The 22,454-nt window shown below is 64.4% G+C and carries 24 protein-coding genes; 11 read left to right on the forward strand and 13 right to left on the reverse strand.

Annotated elements, in window-relative coordinates; translation table 11 throughout:
• Positions 1 to 74 precede the first annotated feature (74 nt).
• From J8I87_RS19470 to J8I87_RS19490, 5 genes are read right to left on the reverse strand one after another with little or no spacing between them, the layout of a single operon-like run.
• A complete protein-coding gene (locus J8I87_RS19470; protein WP_209933381.1) occupies positions 75 to 851 on the reverse strand; it encodes an SDR family oxidoreductase in 777 nt (258 codons plus the stop codon).
• A complete protein-coding gene (locus J8I87_RS19475) occupies positions 848 to 1,528 on the reverse strand; it encodes a 2-dehydro-3-deoxy-6-phosphogalactonate aldolase (RefSeq protein WP_209933382.1) in 681 nt (226 codons plus the stop codon). The genes J8I87_RS19470 and J8I87_RS19475 overlap by 4 nt, the downstream gene beginning before the upstream one ends.
• A gap of 30 nt (positions 1,529 to 1,558) precedes the next feature.
• Entirely contained in the window at positions 1,559 to 2,620 is a 1,062-nt protein-coding gene (locus tag J8I87_RS19480) for a 2-dehydro-3-deoxygalactonokinase (protein WP_209933383.1), read from the reverse strand.
• Positions 2,617 to 3,603: an IclR family transcriptional regulator gene (locus tag J8I87_RS19485; protein WP_209933384.1), complete on the reverse strand. Its 987-nt coding sequence runs from the start codon at positions 3,601 to 3,603 to the stop codon at positions 2,617 to 2,619. The genes J8I87_RS19480 and J8I87_RS19485 overlap by 4 nt, the downstream gene beginning before the upstream one ends.
• A 27-nt stretch (positions 3,604 to 3,630) precedes the next feature.
• Positions 3,631 to 3,777, reverse strand: a complete 147-nt coding sequence (locus tag J8I87_RS19490; protein ID WP_209933386.1) for a hypothetical protein — start codon at positions 3,775 to 3,777, stop codon at positions 3,631 to 3,633.
• A 363-nt stretch (positions 3,778 to 4,140) separates the two neighbouring features.
• Between J8I87_RS19490 and J8I87_RS19495 the strand changes: the two genes are divergently transcribed.
• Positions 4,141 to 4,656, forward strand: a complete 516-nt coding sequence (locus J8I87_RS19495) for an outer membrane protein (protein WP_209933387.1) — start codon at positions 4,141 to 4,143, stop codon at positions 4,654 to 4,656.
• Between the two features lie 75 nt (positions 4,657 to 4,731).
• Here the strand turns inward: J8I87_RS19495 and mtgA are convergent, their stop codons facing one another.
• The 5 genes from mtgA to mpl form a co-directional block, all read right to left on the reverse strand.
• Complete coding sequence (gene mtgA / locus J8I87_RS19500; protein WP_209933388.1) at positions 4,732 to 5,466, reverse strand: monofunctional biosynthetic peptidoglycan transglycosylase; 735 nt, start codon at positions 5,464 to 5,466, stop codon at positions 4,732 to 4,734.
• A gap of 53 nt (positions 5,467 to 5,519) precedes the next feature.
• Positions 5,520 to 6,392, reverse strand: coding sequence for a shikimate dehydrogenase (gene aroE, locus J8I87_RS19505; protein ID WP_209933389.1), 873 nt, complete (start codon positions 6,390 to 6,392; stop codon positions 5,520 to 5,522).
• Positions 6,389 to 8,494 carry a ribonuclease catalytic domain-containing protein gene (locus J8I87_RS19510; RefSeq protein WP_209933390.1) on the reverse strand — a complete coding sequence of 702 codons (2,106 nt, stop codon included), beginning with the start codon at positions 8,492 to 8,494 and terminating at the stop codon, positions 6,389 to 6,391. Before J8I87_RS19510 ends, aroE begins: the two co-directional genes overlap by 4 nt.
• A 131-nt stretch (positions 8,495 to 8,625) precedes the next feature.
• Positions 8,626 to 9,228 (reverse strand): YqiA/YcfP family alpha/beta fold hydrolase, encoded by a 603-nt coding sequence (locus J8I87_RS19515; RefSeq protein ID WP_209933392.1) that lies wholly within the window; start codon positions 9,226 to 9,228, stop codon positions 8,626 to 8,628.
• Positions 9,225 to 10,646, reverse strand: coding sequence for a UDP-N-acetylmuramate:L-alanyl-gamma-D-glutamyl-meso-diaminopimelate ligase (gene mpl, locus J8I87_RS19520; RefSeq protein WP_209933393.1), 1,422 nt, complete (start codon positions 10,644 to 10,646; stop codon positions 9,225 to 9,227). Before mpl ends, J8I87_RS19515 begins: the two co-directional genes overlap by 4 nt.
• A 234-nt stretch (positions 10,647 to 10,880) precedes the next feature.
• Here mpl and J8I87_RS19525 point away from each other — a divergent pair, with 234 nt between their 5' ends.
• From J8I87_RS19525 to J8I87_RS19570, 10 genes are all read left to right on the forward strand, one after another.
• A complete protein-coding gene (locus J8I87_RS19525) occupies positions 10,881 to 11,534 on the forward strand; it encodes a UDP-N-acetylmuramate--alanine ligase (protein WP_209933394.1) in 654 nt (217 codons plus the stop codon).
• A 23-nt stretch (positions 11,535 to 11,557) separates the two neighbouring features.
• Positions 11,558 to 12,106: a TlpA family protein disulfide reductase gene (locus J8I87_RS19530; protein ID WP_209933395.1), complete on the forward strand. Its 549-nt coding sequence runs from the start codon at positions 11,558 to 11,560 to the stop codon at positions 12,104 to 12,106.
• 194 nt (positions 12,107 to 12,300) lie between these two features.
• Positions 12,301 to 12,765: a type II 3-dehydroquinate dehydratase gene (gene aroQ / locus J8I87_RS19535; protein WP_209933397.1), complete on the forward strand. Its 465-nt coding sequence runs from the start codon at positions 12,301 to 12,303 to the stop codon at positions 12,763 to 12,765.
• 68 nt (positions 12,766 to 12,833) lie between these two features.
• A complete protein-coding gene (gene accB / locus J8I87_RS19540) occupies positions 12,834 to 13,307 on the forward strand; it encodes an acetyl-CoA carboxylase biotin carboxyl carrier protein (RefSeq protein ID WP_209933398.1) in 474 nt (157 codons plus the stop codon).
• Between the two features lie 133 nt (positions 13,308 to 13,440).
• On the forward strand, positions 13,441 to 14,808 hold the full coding sequence (gene accC, locus J8I87_RS19545) for an acetyl-CoA carboxylase biotin carboxylase subunit (RefSeq protein ID WP_209933399.1): 1,368 nt from the start codon (positions 13,441 to 13,443) through the stop codon (positions 14,806 to 14,808).
• Positions 14,809 to 14,811: 3 nt separating this feature from the next.
• Positions 14,812 to 15,714, forward strand: coding sequence for a 50S ribosomal protein L11 methyltransferase (gene prmA / locus J8I87_RS19550; RefSeq protein WP_209933400.1), 903 nt, complete (start codon positions 14,812 to 14,814; stop codon positions 15,712 to 15,714).
• A gap of 60 nt (positions 15,715 to 15,774) precedes the next feature.
• A complete protein-coding gene (locus tag J8I87_RS19555) occupies positions 15,775 to 17,649 on the forward strand; it encodes a zinc-ribbon and DUF3426 domain-containing protein (RefSeq protein ID WP_209933401.1) in 1,875 nt (624 codons plus the stop codon).
• A 93-nt stretch (positions 17,650 to 17,742) separates the two neighbouring features.
• The gene (gene tpx / locus J8I87_RS19560) at positions 17,743 to 18,243 is read left to right on the forward strand and encodes a thiol peroxidase (RefSeq protein WP_209933402.1); all 501 of its coding nucleotides are present in this window, start codon (positions 17,743 to 17,745) and stop codon (positions 18,241 to 18,243) included.
• Positions 18,244 to 18,353: 110 nt separating this feature from the next.
• Positions 18,354 to 19,298: a carbohydrate kinase family protein gene (locus J8I87_RS19565; protein WP_209933404.1), complete on the forward strand. Its 945-nt coding sequence runs from the start codon at positions 18,354 to 18,356 to the stop codon at positions 19,296 to 19,298.
• 85 nt (positions 19,299 to 19,383) lie between these two features.
• A complete protein-coding gene (locus J8I87_RS19570; protein WP_209933405.1) occupies positions 19,384 to 19,872 on the forward strand; it encodes a glycine zipper 2TM domain-containing protein in 489 nt (162 codons plus the stop codon).
• A 324-nt stretch (positions 19,873 to 20,196) separates the two neighbouring features.
• Here J8I87_RS19570 and J8I87_RS19575 read toward each other — a convergent pair whose 3' ends face one another.
• The 3 genes from J8I87_RS19575 to J8I87_RS19585 form a co-directional block, all read right to left on the reverse strand.
• The gene (locus J8I87_RS19575) at positions 20,197 to 20,784 is read right to left on the reverse strand and encodes a histone H1-like DNA-binding protein (protein WP_209933477.1); all 588 of its coding nucleotides are present in this window, start codon (positions 20,782 to 20,784) and stop codon (positions 20,197 to 20,199) included.
• 30 nt (positions 20,785 to 20,814) lie between these two features.
• Complete coding sequence (locus tag J8I87_RS19580; protein ID WP_209933406.1) at positions 20,815 to 21,141, reverse strand: hypothetical protein; 327 nt, start codon at positions 21,139 to 21,141, stop codon at positions 20,815 to 20,817.
• 79 nt (positions 21,142 to 21,220) lie between these two features.
• The gene (locus J8I87_RS19585) at positions 21,221 to 22,435 is read right to left on the reverse strand and encodes a ribonucleotide-diphosphate reductase subunit beta (protein WP_209933407.1); all 1,215 of its coding nucleotides are present in this window, start codon (positions 22,433 to 22,435) and stop codon (positions 21,221 to 21,223) included.
• Positions 22,436 to 22,454 lie beyond the last annotated feature (19 nt).

Here is a 22,454-nt window from a genome sequence, read left to right on the forward strand (position 1 = left end):
CGTTCGCGAGGCGGCTTTGCTGCTTTTTCTGTTTCCTTCGCTACTGCTGTTGTTCTCTGTTGCGGGTTCGGTCTTCAGTCGTGGTACACCGCCGAGCGCCCGCCGTCGACGGTGATGCAGCTCGCGTTGATGAACGGCGCTTCATCCGACGCGAGAAAAACGGCTGTCATCGCGACTTCTTCCGGCTTGCCGATGCGCTTCATCGGCTGCAGGTCGAGCGTCGCCTGCTGCGCGGCGGCGGGATCGGTCTGGCCGTTCCACCAGTCGCGCGTCAGTTGCGTTTCGATGTAGCCCGGCGCGATCGCATTCACGCGCACGTTGCGCGCCGCGTACTCGATGCCGAGCGCACGCGTGAGGCCGATCACGCCATGCTTCGCGACGGGATACGGGAAGCAGCCCGGAATGATCTTGAACGAGTGTGTCGACGCGATGTTCACGATGCTGCCCGCGCCGCGCTCGACCATGCCCGGCAATACCGCGCGGCAGCCGTTCCAGACGCCGTCGAGATCGACGGCGAAGCAGCGGCGCCAGTCGTCGTCGGTCATCGTCAGCGGGTCGCAGAAGACGTTGATGCCCGCGTTGTTCACGAGCACGTCGATCGGGCCGAAGACCTTTTCGCCTTCGCTGACCGCGCGCTGCACCGACGCCCGTTGCGTGACGTCCGTCTGCACCGCGAGCGTCTGGCCGCCCGTCTGTGCGGCGATGTCGGCGGCCGTGCGCTGCGCCGTTTCGAGGTCGAGCTCCGCGAGCACCACGGCGGCTCCCTCGCGCGCGAACGCCGTCGCGATCGCCGCGCCGATCCCGCGTCCCGCGCCTGTCACCAGCGCGACCTTGCGTTGCAGCCGGTTCATTTCTTCATGCCCGCCCGCGCGATGCGCAGGCCGTTGATGAATGCCTTTGCGTGCGACGCTGTCGTGGCCGCCGGCTGGCCCGGCGTGTACAGCGCCGAGCCGAGCCCGAAACCGTTCGCACCCGCCGACAGGAACGGCCCCATGTTGTCCGGCGCGACACCGCCGACGGGAACAAGCGGCACGTCGTTGTGAATCACCGCGCGCCAAGCCTTCACGACCTGGCAGCCGAGTTGCTCGGCGGGGAACATCTTCAGCACGTCCGCACCGTTCTTTAGCGCGATGAATGCTTCCATCGGCGTCGCGACACCCGGCGCGCACGCCATCGCGAGCGACTTCGCCGTCGTGACCACTTCGGGGTCGCTGTGCGGCATCACGATCAGCTCGCCGCCCGCCGCCTTCACGTCATGCACGAGCTCGCCGCGCAGCACGGTGCCCGCGCCGATGATCGCATCGACGGGCAAGGCCTGACGGATCGCCGCAATGCTGTCGAACGGGTTCGGCGAATTCAGCGGCACTTCGATGATGCGAAAGCCCGCTTCGTAGAGCGCGCGACCGTGATCGGCGGCGTCGGCGGGCGTGATGCCGCGCAGAATCGCGATCAGCGGACACGCTTCGAACGCGGCCATCAGGCCGGCGTGCGGCTGATACGGTGCGGGCAGATTCAGATCGAGTTGCATGTCGGTTCCTTTGGTTCGTTGCGCGCCAGATCAGGTCGCTTTCTGGCTCGCGCTTGTGTCCGCCTGCGCGGCGCCCAACGCACTGACGAGGCCCGCTTGCGCCGCGATGCGCCATAAGCCGCGCTCCGTCGCCTGCCTGACGAGGACCGCCTGCTGACAGCCGAATTGCGCAAGCGCGAGCCGGTAGCGCTCGCACAGCGCTTCGTTGCCGATCAGTTGCAGCGCGCGGCCGGCGAGTGTCGATTGCTGTTGCGCGAGCGCGGTTTCGAGGCCGCTCAGTTCGTGGCCGATCAGCAGGCCGGACAGGTAATCGGGCTGCTGCTCGCGAGAGAGCTGTCCCGTGAGGCCGAGCGTGCGCGTGCTGAAGATCGTCGCGAGCATGCCGGCCTGGCCCTTGTCGCGCGCGACCTTCACGCCGCGCAAGAATGCATCCGTATCGGGACGCTCAGGTGTGACCATCGTACGGCCGAGAATCGTGTGCTCGGAGAGCGCCGCGAATACCTCGCCCGTCATGAACGTATGAAAGCGCTCGATCTTCGCGTTGCGCACGATGACCCATTTTGCGTGTGTGCCCGGCAAGCCGACCAGCACGCCCTCGTTCGCCGCGGGCGGCTGCGCGCACGCAAGCGCGCCGAAAATCTGCGTTTCCTCGCCGCGCATCACGTTCGGCAGATCGCCGTTCTGCAATACGCCGGGCACGATGTTCAACGTGACGCCGCGCGCCGTCTGCACGCGCACGATGCCGCCGACGAGCGCATCGGCGCTGGCGGGCGCGTTCACATAGGGCGCTTCCTTCCAGCCCTGCGCACTGCCGACCATGCCGGCGGCGACCACGGGCAATTCAGGCGCGCCGTCCAGCCAGCCGCCGACGACGGCGTCGAACGCCGCATCGAAACCGCCTTCCACTGCGGGACGCGGCAAATTCATGATGCCCGCCGTCGACGCACGCGTGTCGAGCACCTCGCCGTTCGCGCCGAACAGGTACGCGCGCAGCGAGGTCGTGCCCCAGTCGAGCGCGATCAGCGATGCGTCGCCTGCCTGCCCGGCTCGCTGGGCGGGATGGATGGACAGGGTCGAGCCCGTCTGAGTCATCGTTTGATCCTGCGGGTGGTCGGTTGCGGAACACGCCAGCCCAGTTCTTCCGATATGGCGCGCGCTTCGCGCTGCACGACGGGAATCAGTTCGTCCATGCGCTCGAGCGACATGTACGGAATCGTGCTCGCCACCGACAGCGCCGCGACGATCGAGCCCGACGCGTCGCGCACGGGCGCGGCCACGCAGCGGATCGATGCTTCGTTCTCTTCGAGGTCGAACGTGAAGCCGCCCGCCGCGTAGTGCGTCATGCGCTGCATGAAGGTCTGCTGATCGGGCCGGTTGTCGGGCCTGAAGCTCACGCCCGCGAGCGCGCGGCGCGACGCGTCGAACAGCGACTGCCATTGATCGGGGACGAGGTCGAGCATCATCGCCTTGCCGATGCCCGTCGACGCGAGCGGCATCCGGTGGCCGACGCGCGATCGCATCTCGAGGCCGCGCGTGCCGGGAATCTTGTCGATGTACAGCACGTCGTCGCCGTCGCGCACGCCCAGATGAATCGTGTCGTGCGTGAGCTCGGCGAGCGACTCGAGATGCGGGCGTGCAACGGTCGTGAGCGGCATCTGTTCGAGCGCAATGGTGCCGAGTTCGATCAGCTTCGGGCCGAGCAGATAGCCGCCCTGCACCTGGCGCAAATAGCGCGCCTGCACGAGGCTGCTGACGAGCCGGTGAGTCGTGCTGCGCGTCGTGCCGAGCGCGGCGCCGAAGGTGCGCAGGTCGCGCACGCCCGCGGCGGCGGCTTCGAGAATCGCGAGGCCGCGCAGCAGCGTCTGCGTGCCGGCTTGCTGCGGCGTGATGTCGAGCAGCGTGCTCGGCAGACCGATGGTGTCGGCGGGCGGAGGCGGAACGACGGCGCCGTTCGCAGGGCGGGCGGCAGGCTTGCGTCCGGCTCCGGCAGCGGCTGCGGGCGCCTCTGACGTTTCAGGCTGGGCCGGCGTTTCGCGCACTTCGGACTCGAAGGGAGTGGTCATCGCTTTGTTCATGGCGACTGGGCAACGGGCAGAGGGTCGTTACCGCGAATTCGCGGCTTGACGGGTCGCGTCGAAAGTGGCTTCAACGAGCGCGCGGCGCGCGTGCTCGATGCGCATCGCGCGCGTGTCGTGCAGCGGAGTGCTGGAAAGCATGGCGTGGTGTCTCCGGTTTTCGTCCCGCATCATGCGCCGCGCGTGTTTGCGCGTGCGACGAGGCGGTGTTTCTGGCCGTCTTGGCTTGTTGAACCGGATTGTAGGGCGCTTTTTTGAGATTCACCAACATATGAGCGGTGCATCCATATGTTGGGAAATCAGGCGAAACGACTTCTTAGACGAAGACGCTGCGGGACACGGGCCGGCGTCAGCGGATTGTGAAATATCGGGAAAAGTGCCGCGCGAATTCGGAGTCCGCTTATTGAGCGATGTTTTGGCCCTCATTAGGCTGCTTAGGCTCAAGCAAATCTCAGATGAAACCGAGCCGTTCGCTTGGGTCGCCTGCCGACATTTGCGATTCGCTGGCGCTCTCGCAAAATCAAATCCCGTAAAAACATGAAAACACTCAAGACGCTTCTCACATGTGCAGCGCTGGTCGGTGCAAGCATGGCTCACGCACAGCCGACGTACGATCAAATGGTGAGTGACTTCTCCGGTCCTTACATCGGCGTCAAGGCTGGCTTTAACTTTTCGCGCGCCTCTGGTGCGACGGAAAAACCGTCGCATACGACGTTCTTCCCCGGTGTGGTGGTCGGCTATGGCTTCAACGCGGGCCCCGTGTTGCTCGGCGCTGAAGCGTTCATGGACTTCCACGATGGTTCGGCGACAAAGAAGGATGGCGGCATCGATGCGAAAATCGGCTACCCGGTCGGCCAGTTCATGCCCTATGCGCGCCTTGGTGTGAAGGTCGGCTGGCCCGCGTCGGCCTTCCACTACGGTCTCGGCGTCGAATACCAGTTCACGAAGAATGTGAGCATGTTCACCGAATGGACGCATGACTCGGCCAACGCGTACGACACGCGCTGGACCAACAACAGCGTCACGGTCGGCGCGAATTACCGGTTCAAGTAACCGGCGTCACCAAAATCAAAAAGGCGATCATCCGTGGGGATGATCGCCTTTTTGTTTGCGCTCGGAGCCTGTCAGTCATTCCGGCAATTCCGCCGCGCCCATTCTGCGGGCGATCACGCGGGCGCGCTGCGCGAGATAGCCTGAACCACGGTGTTCGTCGAAGTATTTGGGCCTGGGCAGCATCACGGCAAGCCGCGCGGACTGGCCAGCCGTCAGCTTCGCCGCCGATGTCTTAAAGTAATAGCGCGCTGCCGCTTCCGCCCCGTACACGCCATTGCCCCATTCGACCGAATTCAGATAGATCTCGAAGATGCGTTCCTTGTCCATCAGCGTCTCGAGCATCCACGTGATGATTAGCTCCTGGCCCTTGCGGATATAGCTCTTTTCTCGCGATAAGAAGAGATTGCGCGCCAGTTGCTGCGTGATCGTCGATCCGCCTGCGACTATCTTGCCGCGAGCCTTGTTCTTCTCCCAGGCCTGGAGAATCGCATCCGTTTCGTAGCCGTTGTTCGTCGCGAAGTTCGCGTCTTCCGACGCAATGATCGCGCGCTTCAGATTGCGCGAGATCTGCGCGTAAGGCACCCAGATGTGCTGGATCGACAGATCGGGACGATCCTGTGCGAGACGCCAGGCATCCGAGCGCATGAACGCCGACGATTGGGGATTCACGTAGTTCCACACGGCGATCTGCGTGAAATAGAAGAGTTGCGTTGCAAGCCAGGCGGCGGCGACAACCGCGCCGGCGTACAGCAGCCAGCGCAATGGACTCGGACTTGCCCCGTGCCCCCTCGCGCGCGTCGTTTTTGTCATCGCCGTCGCAGTGTCGTGAATTTCAGTAGCGGACGAAGCGCGCGCTCATGCGCTCACACGCTTTGCGGCGCGCGCAGCATATCGCGCAATGCCGCGAGGACGGGCGCGCCGTCAGGACGCACGCCGCGCCATACGAAGAACGACTCCGCGGCCTGCTCGACCAGCATGCCGAGACCGTCCGCCGCGCGCGCGCCGAGCTTCGCCGCGTGCTGCATGAAGACGGTCGGCTGTGCGCCGTACATCATGTCGTATGCGAGCGTGGCCGCGCCGAACGCGCCGTCGTCGCACTCGGGCAGCGACCCATCGATGCTGCCCGCCGTCGCGTTCACGATCACGTCGTACGCACCCGCTTCGATCGCTTGCGCGCCGCCGCTCGTCAGACGGCACGCGGCGTCGCCTGCCGCGCTCGCGAACTGCGCGCCGAGCGCCTCGGCCTTCGACGCCGTGCGGTTCACGATGGTCAGCGTGTGCGGCTTGCGCTCGAGCATCGGCAGCACGACGCCGCGCGCCGCGCCGCCCGCGCCCAGCAACAGCACGCGCGCGCCCTTCAGCGACACGCCGAGATTCGCTTCGATATCGCGTACTAGACCGAAGCCATCGGTGTTGTCGCCATAGACGCCGCCGTCTTTCTCGAAGCGCAACGTGTTCACCGCGCCCGCGGCGGCAGCGCGCGGCGACAGCGTGGTCGCGAACGCATGCGCGTCCAGCTTGAACGGCACGGTCACGTTCATCCCGCGCCCGCCTTCATCGATGAAGGCGCGCACATGCGAAGCGAACTGATCGACGGGCGCGAGCAGCCGGCCATACTCGACGGGCTCGCCCGTCTGCTCGGCAAAGCGTGCATGGATGAACGGCGACTTGCTGTGCGCGATCGGATTGCCGATCACCGCATAGCGGTCGCGTTCCGTCGTCGTGCTTGCGCTCATTGCCCTTGCTCCGTCGCGTGTTGCTGGTGGGTGGGCTGCTCGCCCTCCGCCGCCGCCGCGCCCGTTCCGGTGTCGGTAGCGGTGTCAGTGCCGGTGTCCGCCTCGGCCTGCGCTTCGGCTTCGCTTTCGGCGGATTCGTCGGCGGCGTCGACGATCTCTTCGTCGGCCTCTTCCTCTTCTTCCGCGCCGCTCGTCACGGTCGGCGCGTCGAGCACGTGCAGCAGACGCACGGATGCCTCGACCGTCAGCTCATCGACCGACATCACTTCAAGCATCAGCCGCGTGCCGCGCGCATGCACGCCGAGACCCGGGACGTGAAGCAGCAGCGGCACTTCTTCGAGCCGCACGAGATCGCCCTTGACCATGGAAGCCGTCACCTGCTTCTTGTTCTCTTGCGTGAGCCAGCGCAGACACCAGAAATACTCCATCCGGCGCTGATGATCTGCGTACGCGGTGTAAGTGTCGTCGAAACCTTGCACGACGGCGAACAGGTCCGCGTCCTTCGGCTTGAACGGCGCCGCGAGCTTCGCCGTCACGCCATGCTGGATGCACGCGATCAGCTGCCACTGGTTGACGAGGTCGACATAGCGGCGCAGCGGCGATGTGCTCCACGCATATTGCGCGACGCCGAGGCCTTCGTGCGGCGCGGCCGTCGTCTGCATGCGCGTGCGCTTTGGCCCCGTCGGCGCGCCGAATGCGCGCTGCGACCGGTAGATGCCGGGCACGCCATGATCGTGCAGGAACGCGCCCCACGTCGAATTCGCGAGAATCGCCAGTTCGGCGACGATCGTGTCGAGTGGCGAACCACGGCGGCGCGGCGTAATCGTCACGTGCTCGCCTTCGACGTAGAAATTGAAGTCGGTATTGCGTTGCACTTCGCGCTTGAGGCCATAACCGGCGCGCGCGACCTGGCGCTTCTCGAACAGCGACTGCGCGAACGGCCACAGCACCGCGATATCTTCCTTGTGCGGATAATCGCCCGTGCCATTGGCGAGCGCCTCTTCCGTCACGAGTTCGTCGAGCGTGTTGTGGCGCAGGTTGTTCTTCACATAGACGAGTTCGGCGCGCGTTTCGCTCGCGACAATTTCCTGCGTCTCGCGCTTCACGATGCTGTACAGCGACAGCGCCGGGCGCAAACCGCCTTCGGCCAGCGTGAACCTGTCGACCACGCCATGGGGAAGCATCGTGATCTTGTCGCCCGGCATGTACACCGTCGATAGGCGGCCGCGCGCGAGCGCATCGACGGCGTCGCCGCGCTCGATGCCGAGCGCCGGCGCGGCGATGTGAACGCCGATCCGCACGCGGCCATCGGCCAGATGCTCGACGGAGAACGCATCGTCGATTTCCGTCGTGGTCACGTCGTCGATCGAGAACGCTTCGACTTCGGCTTGCGGCAGGTCTTCCGGCAATTCGCCGACCGTCACGGGCGGAAAACCGGTGCCGTGCGGAAAGAATTCGGACAGGAAGCGCGCCTCGTGCAGCGCGCGCGCCGACGGGATGCCGCCGCATTCGAGCATCAGACGCGCCATTGAAATGCCGCGCGCCGCCGCTGCCGCCTCGAGCGCCTTATATTCGATCGAGTTCTTGTCGGGCTTCGTCAAAAGACCGAGCGCCTTGCCCTGGAATCCGTCCGGCAGACGGCCCGCCTTCAGTTCCTCCTCGTAGCCCTGCTGAACCAGCGCCTGCTGGCGCTTGCGCTCGAGCGACGCGAGCGCCATCTTCAGTTGCTCTTCCGGCGCGCGCTGATACTGGCCGCGCCCTTTGCGGCGAAAGTAGATGGGTGAGCCGTGCATGCGCAGAATGAGCGCGGCGCGCTCGACGGGCCCGAACGAGTCGCCGAAATACTCCGCGCCGAGCGTCGCAAACGGAAACTCTTCTTCGGGCGCGCATTCCCACAGGAAGTCCAGATCGATATCCTGCGCGGTCACGTCGGCCTGCTCCATCAACTCGCCCGCCGTCGGCTTGTCGAATTCGATCAGCACGTCCTTGGCGCGGACTTTCGCGCGACGGCCACCCGGCAGTTCCACCTGGAACGCGTCGCCCTGACGCGACAGCACGCTGCCCGCCTTGAAACTACCCGATTCCTCAAAGAAAACGTTCACTCAATACTCTCGTTCTGGCTTGCGTCAGCCGGCGCGCGGTGCTGCGTGATTGCGCGGCGGCGTCGTGTTCTGTGTGGTGCTCCGCGGCGAGCGCGCCAACGGGGGCGCGCGGTGCCTTGCGGATCATCGGATCATGCCGCCTCGCGCGGCGCGGGCGGCCCGGCGTCGGCGGCGTCGCAAAACGCGAGCACGTCGTCGACATAGTCGGGAAATTCGCTGATCGCGTGGTCGCTGCCTTCGATCAGCTTCGTCCGTACACCGGGATAGTGCGCGAGCATCTCGCGATAATCGAGCACTTCGTCGCCAGTGGCGGCAAACAGATAATAGCGTTCCGGACGCGTGATCGACGCAATGCCGAGCGCACGCAATTCATCGAGATGATGCGGCTCGACGACGATGCTGCCCCCACCATGCCATAACGGCTGCTCGCCGAGATAATGGCTCAGGTCGCGCTGCGGCACGACGGCGGGATTCAGCAGCAAGGCCGGCCAGCCATGCTTTTCGGCCAGATACGTCGCGAAGTACCCGCCAAGCGAGCTGCCGATCAACGTCACGCGCGCCGGTTGCGCCGTCGCGACCAGCCGTTCGACGAGCGCGACCGTTTCCAGCGGCGACACGGGCAGCACGGGGCAACACCATTCGGCGCTGCGTCCAAGCGCGGCAAGACGCTCAGCCATCACGCGCGCCTTGAACGAATTGGGCGACGAGCGGAAGCCGTGCAGATAAAGAATCACGCGACGCCTCGTGCCTGCGCCACGGGGCGCGCCGACAATGCGTCGAGCAGCTTCTGGTGCACGCCGCCAAAGCCGCCGTTGCTCATCACGAGCACCTGATCGCCGGGCTGCGCCGCAGCGACGACGGCGTTGACGAGCGCGTCGATGTCGTTGAAGGCCTGCGCCTTGTCGCCCATCGGCGCGAGCGCTTCGGCGAGGTTCCAGCCGAGCGCATCCTTGCCCGCCGGCGCGCCGTAGCCGAACACGAGGTCGGCGTCGGCGAGGCTCGACGGCAGTTGCGCCTTCATCACGCCGAGCTTCATCGTGTTCGAGCGCGGTTCGAGAACGGCCAGAATGCGCGTGCGCCCGCCGTTCGCGTCACGGCCGATGCGCGTGCGCAAGCCGGCGACCGTCGTCTGAATGGCGGTCGGATGATGCGCAAAGTCGTCGTAGACGGTCACGCCGTCGACGCTGCCGCGCACTTCCATGCGGCGCTTCACGTTGCGGAACGTCGACAGCGATTTCGCGGCCTGCGCGGGCGGCACACCGATATGACGCGCGGCGGCAATCGCAGCGATCGCGTTCATCCGGTTGTGCTCGCCCTGCACTTGCCAGTCGACCACGCCGACGCGCTCTCCGCCGTGATAGACGGCGAAGCGCTCGTCGACCGCGACGCCGGCTTCAGCGGGCAGCGCCTGCCAGCCGCCTTCGACGCCAAAGCGCTCCACTTCGCTCCAGCAGCCGCGCGCGAGCACGCGGTCGAGCGCATCTTCGCGGCCGTTCGACACGATGCGGCCGATGCCCGGCACCGTGCGCACGAGATGGTGAAATTGCGTTTCGATGGCCGCGAGATCGGGGAAGATGTCCGCATGATCGAACTCGAGGTTGTTCAGGATCGCCGTGCGGGGCCGGTAATGGACGAACTTCGAGCGCTTGTCGAAGAACGCTGTGTCGTACTCGTCGGCTTCGATCACGAAGAAGCTCGAATCCGTGAGCCGCGCCGACACGCCGAAGTTCAGCGGCACGCCGCCGATCAGGAAGCCTGGGTTCATGCCCGCGTCTTCGAGAATCCACGTCAGCATCGACGTCGTGGTCGTCTTGCCGTGCGTGCCCGCCACCGCCAGCACCCATTTGCCGTTGAGCACGTGCTCGCCCAGCCACTGCGGACCGGACGTGTACGGCAGGCCCTGGTTCAGGATGGCTTCCATCAGCGGATTGCCGCGCGTGACGACGTTGCCGACCACGAACAGATCGGGTTTCAGATCCAGCTGCTCGACGCCCCAGCCCTCGATCAGCCTGATGCCTTGCGCCTCGAGCTGGGTGCTCATCGGCGGATAGACGCCGGCGTCGCAACCCGTCACCGTATGACCGGCGTTGCGCGCGAGAACCGCGAGACCACCCATGAACGTGCCGCAGATGCCGAGGATGTGAATGTGCATAAGCTGTCGCGCCGCAAGGCGAATTTTGCGTGGAAGGAGATGCGCGCGAAGGGCCGGAAAGTCCTCGCGCAAAGGACGCCTATTGTAACCGACGGCCCCGCCCGTTCCTGACCGCGTGTGCTTTTCCGAAGCGCCGCCCGCATCCGCCGGGGCCCGCCAGAACCCGCCTCAGGCCCGCCCGTCGCGACGCCGCGCGTAAAAGGGCTGTCAGACTTTCTCTAGTATGATTGACGGATGGTCCGCAAATCACATTTCGATCCCCAGCGCGTACGCGAGGAAATCGCGATTGCGGCTGCGAGAATGATCGCCGAAGACGGTCTCGATTACTCGACGGCCAAGCGCAAGGCTGCGCGTCAAGTCGTCGGGGAAACGCGCGTCGCGGGCGAATGGCTGCCGGATAACGACCAGATCGAGGAAGAAATCCGCGAATATCAGTCGCTGTTTCAGGGCGACAGCCAGCCAGCCGTGCTGCGCCGCCTGCGGGAAATCGCGCTGAACTGGATGCAGCAGCTCGCATCGTTCAACCCTTATTTGACAGGCGCGGTGCTGGGCGGGACGGCAGGCGAACATTCGGATATCCATCTGCAGGTGTTCTGCGACGATCCCAAGGAAGTCGCCATTCATCTGTTGAACGCTAATGTCCAGTATGACGTGTCCGAAACGCGGCACTTTGCGGGGCGCGGCTACGTCGAAACCTTGAGTTTCCTCTGGCGTCCCAGCAGCGAGGGGCAGGACGCCGAACCCGTGGGCATTCACGTCGCGCTATACGACACGGACGACCTGCGCGGCGCCGTACGCGCCGACGCCCGCGGCCGGCTCGCGCGCGCCGATGCCCGGGCCGTCCAGGCACTGATTGACGAGAGCGACGCCGCGTCCTCACCCAACTGAATAGACTGAGATTCTCCCTATATATGAAGCGGATTCTGGTAATCGCGGCGGTGGCCGTCGTCGCGACGGCAGGCGGAGCGGTAGCGAGCCGCTGGTTCCTCGGCAGCAACGACCTCGCGGGCGTCGCGAACGCCGCGCCTGCCGACACCGGCAATGCCGTCAATCAGCTGTGGGCGGCGAGCGTAACGAATCCCGACGGCAAACCCCAGTCGCTCGCGGGGTTCAAGGGACATCCCGTCGTCGTCAATTTCTGGGCGTCGTGGTGCGGGCCGTGTGTCGAGGAAATGCCGTCGCTGTCGCAACTGCACAAGGAATATTCAAAGAAGGGCATCGAGTTCGTCGGTCTGGGCGTCGATTCCGACAAGAACATCAAGGCCTTCCTGCAGAAGGTGCCCGTCGACTACCCGATTTTCGTCGCGGGCTTCGGCGGCGCCGACCTCGCGCGCGCGTTCGGCAACGACGCGGGTGGCTTGCCCTTCACCGTCGTAATTGACGCAAAAGGCGTCGTACGGTCGACAAAATTAGGCCAGATCAAACCCGACGAGCTGAAACGCACCCTCGATGCGCTATGACGTCGACAACTTATTGACGTTTAGTTGAGAACGTTTCGCCTCAGATTGCCCGACTTTGAGCCTGAAATGTCAGAAGTTCCGTCAGTTGCCATCATTCCGGACAGGGCGCGCAGCAATACGCGCGTTCGAGAAACTAGACAAATTTCTCTAATCGGCGCTAAAGTGCGCCCAATTCCACGGAAAAAGAAGCGACCATGACGCGACTGCTGGTTCTGCACGGGCCCAACCTCAATCTTCTCAGCACCCGGGAACCTGAGGTCTATGGCCGCGTCACGCTCCCGCAGATCGATCAGGCGCTGGCGGACCGCGCAGCGGATGCCGGCGTCGAACTGGCGACATTCCAGAGCAATCATGAAGGCGCGCTCGTCGATCGCATCCAATCCGCCCGAATAGAGAAGACCGACTTCATCCTGATCAATCCCGCCGCCTACACGCATACGAGCGTGGCGATCCGGGACGCGCTGGCGGGCGTCGGCATCCCGTTCGTCGAGATTCATCTATCGAACGTGCATCGTCGAGAACCGTTCCGGCATCACTCGTATTTCTCCGACCAGGCGGAGGGCGTCATTTGCGGCCTCGGCTGGAAGGGCTATCTGTACGCACTCGAATATGCGCTCGACCGTTTGTCCGCAGGGGCGGCCGGATCGTCGCGCAACTGACAACCCAAAACTCGAATTCGGCGCCGGCGGCATCCCGCCGGCGCTCCACGCATTGAAGGGGAAAGCCCATGGATCTACGTAAACTGAAGACTCTGATCGACCTCGTCTCCGAGTCCGGCATTTCGGAACTCGAAGTGACCGAGGGCGAAGGCAAGGTGCGCATCGTCAAGAACGCACCGCCCGTTTACGTCCAGCAGCCCGGCAACTTCGCGCCGCAATTCTCCTCGACGGCCTCCGCACCCGCCGTCCATGCATCCGAGGCGCCCGCCGTCGCCGCACCGGCCACGCCCGCAGCGGCTGCGCCGCAAGGCCATGTCGTGACGTCGCCGATGGTCGGCACGTTCTACCGCGCGCCGTCGCCGGGCGCCGATCCATTCGTGCAGGTGGGCGACTCCGTCAAGGAAGGCCAGACGATCTGCATCATCGAAGCGATGAAGCTCCTGAACGAGATCGAATCGGATCAGGCTGGCGTCATCAAGGAAATCCTCGTCGAGAACGGCCAGGCAGTCGAGTACGGCCAGCCGCTCTTCGTGATCGGCTAAGACGGCGCTCGTTAGCCGCTCGCTATCCGCGCGCCCTCCTTCTTCGGGCGCGCCACCGATCCTCTGAGGCCGCCGGGTATCTGGAAGCACTGCGCAACCGGCCCGCGGCCCATTGATGAGTCGAATATCCGCTATGTTTGAAAAAATCCTCATTGCCAATCGTGGCGAAATCGCGCTCCGGATTCAGCGTGCGTGCCGCGAACTCGGCGTCAAGACGGTCGTCGTCTATTCGGAAGCCGACAAGGAAGCGAAATACGTGAAGCTCGCCGACGAGGCGGTCTGTATCGGACCGGCTCCGTCGAATCTTAGCTATCTGAACATGCCCGCGCTGATCAGCGCGGCAGAAGTCACGGACGCCGAAGCGATCCACCCCGGCTACGGCTTCCTGTCGGAAAACGCGGACTTCGCGGAGCGCGTCGAGCAATCGGGCTTCGTGTTCATCGGCCCGCGTCCCGACACGATCCGCATGATGGGCGACAAGGTCACCGCGAAGCAGACGATGATCAAGACGGGCGTGCCTTGCGTGCCCGGTTCGGAAGGCGCGTTGCCGGAAGATCCGAAGGAGATCGTGAAGATCGCGCGCTCGATCGGCTACCCCGTCATCATCAAGGCGGCAGGCGGCGGCGGCGGCCGCGGCATGCGCGTCGTGCACACGGAAGCAGCGCTCGTCAATGCCGTCAACATGACGCGCGAAGAGGCCGGCCGTGCGTTCGGCAACCCGCAGGTCTACATGGAGAAGTACCTGGAGAACCCGCGCCACATCGAAATCCAGGTGCTCGCCGATTCGTTCAAGAACGCACTTTGGCTCGGCGAGCGCGACTGCTCGATGCAGCGCCGCCACCAGAAGGTGATCGAGGAAGCGCCCGCGCCCGGCATCGCGCGCCGGCTGATCGAGCGCATCGGCGACCGCTGCGCGGATGCGTGCAAAAAGATGGGCTATCTCGGCGCGGGCACGTTCGAGTTCCTGTATGAAAACGGCGAGTTCTACTTCATCGAAATGAACACGCGCGTGCAGGTCGAGCACCCCGTCACGGAACTGATCACGGGCATCGATATCGTTCAGGAACAGATCCGCATCGCCGCCGGCGAGAAGCTCGCCATCCGCCAGCGCGACATCCAGTTCCGCGGACATGCGATCGAATGCCGTATCAACGCCGAAGATCCGTTCAAGTTCACTCCGTCACCGGGGCGTCTTACGTCATGGCATATGCCGGGCGGTCCCGGTATTCGCGTCGATTCGCATGCATACAACGGCTATTTCGTACCGCCGAACTATGATTCGATGATCGGCAAGCTGATCGCTTACGGCGCAACACGCGAACAGGCGATCAGGCGGATGCGCATCGCGTTGTCGGAGATGGTGGTCGAAGGCATTCAGACCAACATTCCGCTGCATCGCGAGCTGATGCTCGACGCGAAGTTCGTCGAGGGCGGCACGAGCATCCATTACCTCGAAAACCGGCTGGCTGCGAAGCAGCAGGTCGCACCGGAAGAAGCGTAAGCGATGAGCTACCGGGAACTGGTCGTCGAACTCGCGCGCGAGCACGCCGAGGCGTTGTCGGATGCGCTGCTCGAACTCGGCGCGCTGTCGGTGTCCGTCGAAGATGCGGACGCCGATACGCCCGACGAGCAGCCGCTGTTCGGCGAGCCCGGCCTCACGCCGGAACGTACCGCGTGGACGCATTCGCGGGTGATCGCGTTGCTGGCGCCCGAACACGAGCCGGCCGTGCTGCTCGCGGCCGCCGCGAACGAGCTCGGCCTCGCCGGCACGCCGTCGTTCAGCGTGCGCGAGGTCGAAGAACAGGACTGGGTGCGCCTCACGCAATCCCAGTTTGATCCGATTCCGATCGGCGAACGCATCTGGGTCGTGCCGTCGTGGCATGACGCGCCTGATCCGAACGCGCTCGTGCTCGAACTCGATCCGGGCCTGGCATTCGGCACGGGCAGCCACCCGACGACACGCCTTTGCATGGAGTGGCTCGAACAGAACGTGAAGGAAGGCGAGTCGGTGCTCGACTATGGCTGCGGCTCGGGCATCCTCGCGATTCTCGCGAAGAAGTGCGGCGCGAACCCCGTCGTCGGCATCGACATCGATCCGCAAGCAGTTGAGTCCGCGCGCCATAACAGCGAGCGCAACCGCGCCGAGGTCACGTACGGCCTGCCCGACGATTGCCCCGCGGGCGAGTTCGATATCGTCGTCGCGAACATCCTGTCGAACCCGTTGAAGCTGATGGCGTCCATGCTGTCGTCGAAGGTGAAGCCGGGCGGGCGCATCGCGCTGTCGGGCATTCTCGCGCGGCAGGCGGACGAAGTGGCGCGCGTCTATCAGGAATGGATCGATATCGCGGTGTGGCGCGAACACGAAGGTTGGGTATGCCTTGCGGGTGTGCGACGCGAAAGCAATTAGAATAAGGCATATTTGTTTGCTTCCGGCCCTTTAAACGGCTAACCGGTCATTCGGCTCGATATGCTTCTAGCAACACGCTGTCCCTTCTGCGAAACCGTCTTCAGACTCCTGCCGGAACAGCTCACGCTGCGCCGCGGACTCGTGCGTTGCGGCCATTGTCGCGAAGTATTCGATGCATCGAGCAGCCTGTTCGACGTCAGCGACGGCACGAGCCTCGACAAGGCGAGGCCCGTGACGATCGACGACGTGACGGCGCACACGCTCGAAATGACCGCGAGCGGCGGCCACGCAACGGCGCGTGAAACGAAACCCGCTGCCGACGCGCGGCCTGCACCTGATGTACGTGCTGATGTACGTGCTGCTGTCCCTCCTGGCGCCGCCGCGCACGGCGCTGAGCCTGTCGTCGAACAAGCAGATGCACAACCCGCCGCAACGGCGGCGCCGTCGCTCGAACGAGAGCCACACGAGCACGCAACCGAGCCGGCCGTGAGCGCCGAAGGCGCGCATCCAGCAGAAGCGCTTTCGCAACAGCACACGGCGGGGCAATCCGCGCAGCCGTCCGTCGAAGCTGAATCGATACCTGTTGCACCCGGCACGGTCCCTCCCGTCGAGCCGTCGCGCGAACACGTCGACGATCGAGGCACATCATCGCAAGGCTCACCCGATTTCCGCGCCGAAGCATGGAACCCGTGGGCACCCGCGCCCGATGCGTCGATCGACAGGCGCATCCGCCATGACGCATCGTCGATCCCCGTCAATCCCGTCACGATTCCGCGTTCTGCGCAGCCGCCTCTGACGCTCGAACTCACCGACTCGCAGCCGCTGAACGACGGGCAGGCGACCGCGCACACGTCAGCCGTGCCGCGCGGTGAAGCGCAAGTGGAACGGGAGGCCGCAGCGCAAGGCGAGGCAGCCGCAGAACCGCCGGAGTCGCCACAGGCCGCACCGAAGACCGAACAGCCGGCGGCAGCGCAAGGCGAGCACAAGGTCGAGCCGAGATTCGACGCGATGCGCGAGCGCGTGCTCGACCAGCAAGTCGAAGAACCGCCGACGCACAGGTGGCGCAAGGCTGAGGCTGAGCCCTCGCCCGAATCGACGCAAGCCCGCCGCGCCCAGACCGCGAACGAGCCGAAGTCCGAGCCCGCATCGCCGCTGAACGAGCCGCGGCACGAAACGCGGCACGAGCCGCCTCGTGATGGACCGCAAACGTCCGCCGGCGACGACCACACGTTCACGCCGTCCGCTGAACACGGCCGCGGCCGGGAGCCGTACTTCGGCGCGCCGTCGGGCGACGCCGATTTCGAGCCGCGCTTCGGCGCAACCGCGCACGAACCCTATGGCGCGCCGTTCGGCGGTGACTCGGGGGCACCCTTCGGCGGGCCATTCGCGGCCGCACCCGACGGCGGCGACGATGCATTCGCCGTCACCCGCGAACCGCGCGAGCCGGAATCGACGCGCGTCGCGTGGCAGATCGCCGGCGGTATCGCGGCGGCCCTGCTGGGCGCTTTGCTGCTCGTGCAACTCGCATGGTGGCAGCGCGAATCGGTGATGGTCGCGTGGCCCGACTCGCAGTCGCTATTCGTGAAGGCGTGCTCGCACCTCGGCTGCAAGATCGAACCGCCGCGCGACATTGACGGCCTGCTGGTCGAACCCTCGGATCTGCGGCAGATCGACGGCCCGCACAAGCTCGAACTGAAGATGCCGCTGCGCAACCGATTCGATCTCGCGCTCGCGTATCCCGCCGTCGAACTGACGCTGCTCGACGAGAACAACAACATCGCCGTGCGGCGCGTATTGTGGCCGCAAGACTATGTGAAGCCAGGCACGCCGATCGCGGCGGGCCTGCCCGCACGCACGACGCAGACGATGATCGTGCGCCTCGATACGGGTGACGCCGTCGCCTCCAATTTCCGCGTGCAGATCTTCTATCCGTGACAGGCAGGTCTGCGGCGCGAGCTGGTTTCCCGCGCGTCCGGCACGAATCGGGCGCGTATCCCGTCAATCCCTGACGAATCTTCGGAGCACAACATGAGTCAAGTTACGCTGGGTGGCAACCCGATTGAAGTCGCTGGCACGTTTCCGGCTGTCGGTCAGAAGGCGCCCGCCTTTTCGCTCGTCGGCAAGGATCTGAAGCCGCTCACGCTCGCCGACTTCGCCGGCAAGCGCAAAGTGCTGAACATCGTCCCGAGCCTCGATACGCCGACCTGTGCAACCTCCACACGCAAGTTCAACGAAGCCGCTGCCAAGCTGAACAACACGGCCGTGATCGTCGTGTCGGGCGACCTGCCGTTCGCGGCGTCGCGCTTCTGCACGACGGAAGGCATCGAGAACGTCGTGACGGCATCGACGTTCCGTGGTCATGAGTTCGCGCAAGCGTACGGCGTCGACGTGACGAGCGGCCCGCTGACGGGTCTGACGGCGCGCGCCGTCGTCGTCATCGATGAAAACGACAAGGTCGTGCACGCCGAACTCGTCGGCGAAATCAAGAACGAGCCGAACTACGACGCAGCGCTCGCCGCGCTGAAGTAAGCTTCACTCTTGCGTCGAACCAGCGCCGCGCCCGCATCGTTTCGGGCGCGGCGCTGTCACATCGTCGCCCCCCTTTTCTCTCCGACCGACACTTAATAGGAACGCTCGCCTTGGCTACGCTGATTTGCGGCTCGCTCGCCTACGACAACATCATGACCTTCGAAGGGCGCTTCCGGGAGCACATCCTGCCGGAACAGGTCCACATCCTGAATGTCAGCTTCCTCGTGCCGACGATGCGCCGCGAATTCGGCGGCTGCGCGGGCAATATCGCGTACTCGCTGCATCTGCTCGGCGGCGACGCACGCATCATGGCGACGCTCGGCGCCGTCGATTCGCAGCTGTACATCGAGCGTCTCGATACACTCGGACTGTCGAAGGAGCACGTGCGCGTCCTGCCCGACACGTACTCGGCGCAGGCGATGATCACGACCGATCTCGAAAACAATCAGATCACCGCGTTCCATCCGGGCGCGATGATGCAGTCGCATCTGAACCGCGCGGACCAGCCAGGCGTGAAGCTCGGCATCGTCGCGCCGGACGGCTTCGACGGCATGATCCAGCACTCGGAACAGTTCGCGGCTGCGGGCATTCCGTTCATCTTCGATCCGGGCCAGGGACTGCCGCTCTTCGACGGTGAGTCGCTGCGCCGCATGATTGAACTTGCCACCTATGTGGCAGTCAATGATTACGAAGCTGCGCTCGTGAGCAACAAGACGGGCTGGTCGATTGAAGAGATCGCGAGCCGCGTCGATGCGCTGATCGTGACGCGCGGCGAGCATGGCGCACAGATCCATCATGCGGGCGGCATCGAAGAAATTCCGGCCGTCAAGGCAAAGCAGGTGCTGGACCCCACGGGCTGCGGCGATGCGTTCCGGGGCGGCCTGCTATACGGCATCGAGAAGGGTCTCGGCTGGGCATCCACGGGCCGTCTCGCGAGCGTGATGGGCGCGCTCAAGATCGAACATCAAGGGCCGCAAAACTATGCGCCTTCGCGCGCGGAGATCAACGACCGGTTCAAGCAGGCGTTCGGTTATGAACTGCCCTCGGGCGAGTAACGTTCGGCCGCATGCGCCGCGCCTGAGCCAGTCGGGATTGAGGGGTTGATGGGCTCAAAGCGGGCCCTGTCTGGAGTCAAAGGGAATGAAAACAACAGGTCGTACCGTGGGCCGCCTGATACTGGGTGCGGTGATCGTCAGTTCGCTCGCCATGACAGGCTGTGCGTACAACAGCAGTTCCGCCGACGTCTACACGTCGTCGCAGGCGCAGCGCGAAGAGACCGTGCGCATGGGCACCGTCGATAGCGTGCGCGCGGTGAAAATCAGTTCGAACAATGGTCAGCCGAGCGGCATTGGCGCTGTCGGCGGCGGCGCGCTCGGCGCGGTGGCGGGCAGCACGATCGGCGGCGGGACCGGGTCGATTCTGACGGGCATCGTCGGTGGCATCGCGGGTGCGGTGGCGGGCAACACGATCGAGAACCGCGCGGCGATTCGCGACGGCGTCGAAATTACCGTGCGCCTCGACAACGGTGACATGCGCGCGATCACGCAAAGCGCAACGGGCGAAATCTTCCGCGCCGGCGAGCGCGTGCGTCTGCTGTCGAGCGGCGGCGTGACGCGCGTCACGCACTGACGCATTCCGATTCCCTGCCGGCGGCGCGGCTTCGCGCCGTGACGGCTCCTCACACGCATGTGCTCCCCTGTGCATGCGTTTTTTTTCGTCTGTTGCGTGTGGAGCTTGCGGCGATGCGGCGCTCGAAGGCCGTTCGGCGCGCACGACATGCAGCTTGCCACGCAGCGCCGGCGCGTGCGTTGGCGAACACGCGCACTGCGTCCCGCGCTGCACGGCACAAGAAAAAAACCCGCCGCCGGTTGCCCGGCGACGGGATCGATAGAGATTGAGTAGCCCTACTCAATCGGCGGACGCATGCTGGATGCGTCCGTACGACATCAGCTCTTACGGACGGCTGCCCGTCGGAAACGGCCATGCAGCAGCCGGATTCAACGCAGTCTTGACCGTAGCAGCCGGCGCCGTCGAAGCAGCGGGCGCAGCCGGAGCGGGAGCTGCCTTCTTCGCAGGGGCAGCCTTCTTCGCGGCAGCCTTCTTCGCAGGCGCAGCCTTTTTGGCGGCAGCCTTTTTCGCAGGCGCCTTCTTCGCAGCGGCCTTCTTCGCTGCCGCCTTCTTCGCCGGCGCTGCCTTCTTTGCAGCAACCTTCTTCACGGCGACTTTCTTCGCAGCGACTTTCTTCGCTGCGGCCTTCTTCGCCGGTGCTGCCTTCTTCGCGGCGACCTTCTTCACAGCGACTTTCTTCGCTGCAACCTTCTTCGCTGCGACCTTCTTTGCTGCGACCTTCTTCGCCGCGACCTTCTTCGCCGGTGCTGCCTTCTTGGCAGCGACCTTCTTCACAGCGACTTTCTTCGCTGCAACCTTCTTCACCGCTGCCTTCTTGGCGGGTGCTGCCTTTTTGGCGGGAGCAGCCTTCTTCGCGACGACCTTCTTTGCTGCAGCCTTCTTGGCTGCCGGTTTCTTCTTGGCGAGTGCCATCATTTTCTCCTTCAGGTTTTCAGATGAGAGTCAGTTCAAACTACACCCTTCGTCAAAACCCGCTTCCCGCAGACGCTTCTCACGGCGGCCACTGCGAAGCGGGCTATTCATCGGCGTACGCAGCTCCAGCGCGCTTACGCTAATGAATACGGTAAGGCGCGCCGTGCCATCGGGCACAGCGCGCCAAGTCCAGTCGGCGTCCGATATCGACGCCGCCAATCGTTTGATCGAGCCGCTCGCTTCACGGCGAACGGCTTTTTCCGGGGGGAAGTTTGCCCATCCCACTGAAGGGTTCGCAAAGTGCCTGTGATCTTTATAGGCCACGACATCGCGCGGCGCACCGGGCACGCTCTGCATCAGGCGGTCATGCTCCTCACCAAACTTGCCGCGGCACGGCCGGCGGCAACCCCATCAAATACATACGCGACGCGTTGGGTTATTCCCAGGACAGCGCGCCGCCGGTCTGATATTCGATAACCCGAGTCTCGAAGAAGTTGCGCTCCTTCTTCAGGTCGATCATCTCGCTCATCCACGGGAACGGGTTTTCCTCGTTCGGGAACAGCGGATCGATACCGATCTGCTGGCAACGGCGATTGCAGATGAAGCGCAGATAGCTCTTGAACATCGACGCGTTCAGACCCAGCACGCCGCGCGGCATCGTGTCTTCTGCGTAGCGATATTCGAGGTCGACCGCATGCCTGAAGATCTCGCGGATCTCGGCGCGGAATTCCGGCGTCCACAGATGCGGGTTTTCGAGTTTGATCTGGTTGATCAGGTCAATGCCGAAGTTACAGTGCATCGACTCGTCGCGCAGGATGTACTGGTACTGTTCCGCCGCGCCCGTCATCTTGTTCTGGCGGCCAAGCGCGAGAATCTGCGTGAAGCCGACGTAGAAGAACAGGCCTTCCATCACGCACGCGAACACGATCAGCGACTTGAGCAGTTTCTGGTCTGCTTCGAGCGTACCCGTCTTGAAGGCCGGGTCGGTCAGCGTGTGGATGAACGGAATCAGGAATTCGTCTTTGTCGCGGATCGACGTGACTTCGTGATACGCGTTGAAAATTTCGCCCTCGTCGAGACCGAGCGATTCGACGATGTACTGGTAAGCGTGCGTGTGGATCGCCTCTTCGAACGCCTGGCGCAGCAGGAACTGGCGGCATTCGGGCGCCGTGATGTGGCGGTAGGTGCCCAGCACGATGTTATTGGCGGCGAGCGAGTCGGCCGTCACGAAGAAGCCGAGGTTGCGCTTGACGATGCGCCGCTCGTCTTCCGTCAGCCCGTTCGGGTCTTTCCAGAGCGCGATGTCGCGGGACATGTTGATTTCCTGCGGCATCCAGTGGTTCGCGCAGCCAGACAGATACTTCTCCCACGCCCACTTGTACTTGAACGGCACCAGCTGGTTGACGTCAGTCTGGCCGTTGATGATGCGCTTGTCGGCGACATTCACGCGTGCTTCGGAAGCGACTGCCGCTTGAGCCAGCGGAGCGATTGCGATGTCGTTCGCGAAGACCTGTTGAGCGGAGGGAGCTTGATGAGCGGAGCGCGCTTCGACTTGCGAACCGACAGCCGTTCCCGCAGCGTTGCGCAACACGTTTTGTTGCGAAGCACTCGAGGGAGTTACGGCAGTGATCTCGTCATCCCAGTTGAGCATAAATGTCACCATCAATTTA

It is taken from the genome of Paraburkholderia sp. LEh10, assembly GCF_017814945.1.
Classification (GTDB): domain Bacteria; phylum Pseudomonadota; class Gammaproteobacteria; order Burkholderiales; family Burkholderiaceae; genus Paraburkholderia.

Excerpts from the sequence above, each read along its gene's own strand:
- J8I87_RS19470 (WP_209933381.1), bottom strand. The coding sequence starts at position 851 with ATGAACCGGCTGCAACGCAAGGTCGCGCTGGTGACAGGCGCGGGACGC.
- J8I87_RS19485 (WP_209933384.1), bottom strand. The coding sequence starts at position 3,603 with ATGAACAAAGCGATGACCACTCCCTTCGAGTCCGAAGTGCGCGAAACG.
- tpx (WP_209933402.1), top strand. The coding sequence starts at position 17,743 with ATGAGTCAAGTTACGCTGGGTGGCAACCCGATTGAAGTCGCTGGCACG.
- J8I87_RS19575 (WP_209933477.1), bottom strand. The coding sequence starts at position 20,784 with ATGGCACTCGCCAAGAAGAAACCGGCAGCCAAGAAGGCTGCAGCAAAG.
- J8I87_RS19585 (WP_209933407.1), bottom strand. The coding sequence starts at position 22,435 with ATGCTCAACTGGGATGACGAGATCACTGCCGTAACTCCCTCGAGTGCT.
- J8I87_RS19570 (WP_209933405.1), top strand. The coding sequence starts at position 19,384 with ATGAAAACAACAGGTCGTACCGTGGGCCGCCTGATACTGGGTGCGGTG.
- mpl (WP_209933393.1), bottom strand. The coding sequence starts at position 10,646 with ATGCACATTCACATCCTCGGCATCTGCGGCACGTTCATGGGTGGTCTC.
- aroE (WP_209933389.1), bottom strand. The coding sequence starts at position 6,392 with ATGAGCGCAAGCACGACGACGGAACGCGACCGCTATGCGGTGATCGGC.
- aroQ (WP_209933397.1), top strand. The coding sequence starts at position 12,301 with ATGACGCGACTGCTGGTTCTGCACGGGCCCAACCTCAATCTTCTCAGC.
- prmA (WP_209933400.1), top strand. The coding sequence starts at position 14,812 with ATGAGCTACCGGGAACTGGTCGTCGAACTCGCGCGCGAGCACGCCGAG.
- J8I87_RS19525 (WP_209933394.1), top strand. The coding sequence starts at position 10,881 with ATGGTCCGCAAATCACATTTCGATCCCCAGCGCGTACGCGAGGAAATC.
- J8I87_RS19475 (WP_209933382.1), bottom strand. The coding sequence starts at position 1,528 with ATGCAACTCGATCTGAATCTGCCCGCACCGTATCAGCCGCACGCCGGC.
- J8I87_RS19555 (WP_209933401.1), top strand. The coding sequence starts at position 15,775 with ATGCTTCTAGCAACACGCTGTCCCTTCTGCGAAACCGTCTTCAGACTC.
- J8I87_RS19580 (WP_209933406.1), bottom strand. The coding sequence starts at position 21,141 with ATGCAGAGCGTGCCCGGTGCGCCGCGCGATGTCGTGGCCTATAAAGAT.
- mtgA (WP_209933388.1), bottom strand. The coding sequence starts at position 5,466 with ATGACAAAAACGACGCGCGCGAGGGGGCACGGGGCAAGTCCGAGTCCA.
- accC (WP_209933399.1), top strand. The coding sequence starts at position 13,441 with ATGTTTGAAAAAATCCTCATTGCCAATCGTGGCGAAATCGCGCTCCGG.
- J8I87_RS19490 (WP_209933386.1), bottom strand. The coding sequence starts at position 3,777 with ATGATGCGGGACGAAAACCGGAGACACCACGCCATGCTTTCCAGCACT.
- accB (WP_209933398.1), top strand. The coding sequence starts at position 12,834 with ATGGATCTACGTAAACTGAAGACTCTGATCGACCTCGTCTCCGAGTCC.
- J8I87_RS19495 (WP_209933387.1), top strand. The coding sequence starts at position 4,141 with ATGAAAACACTCAAGACGCTTCTCACATGTGCAGCGCTGGTCGGTGCA.
- J8I87_RS19480 (WP_209933383.1), bottom strand. The coding sequence starts at position 2,620 with ATGACTCAGACGGGCTCGACCCTGTCCATCCATCCCGCCCAGCGAGCC.
- J8I87_RS19530 (WP_209933395.1), top strand. The coding sequence starts at position 11,558 with ATGAAGCGGATTCTGGTAATCGCGGCGGTGGCCGTCGTCGCGACGGCA.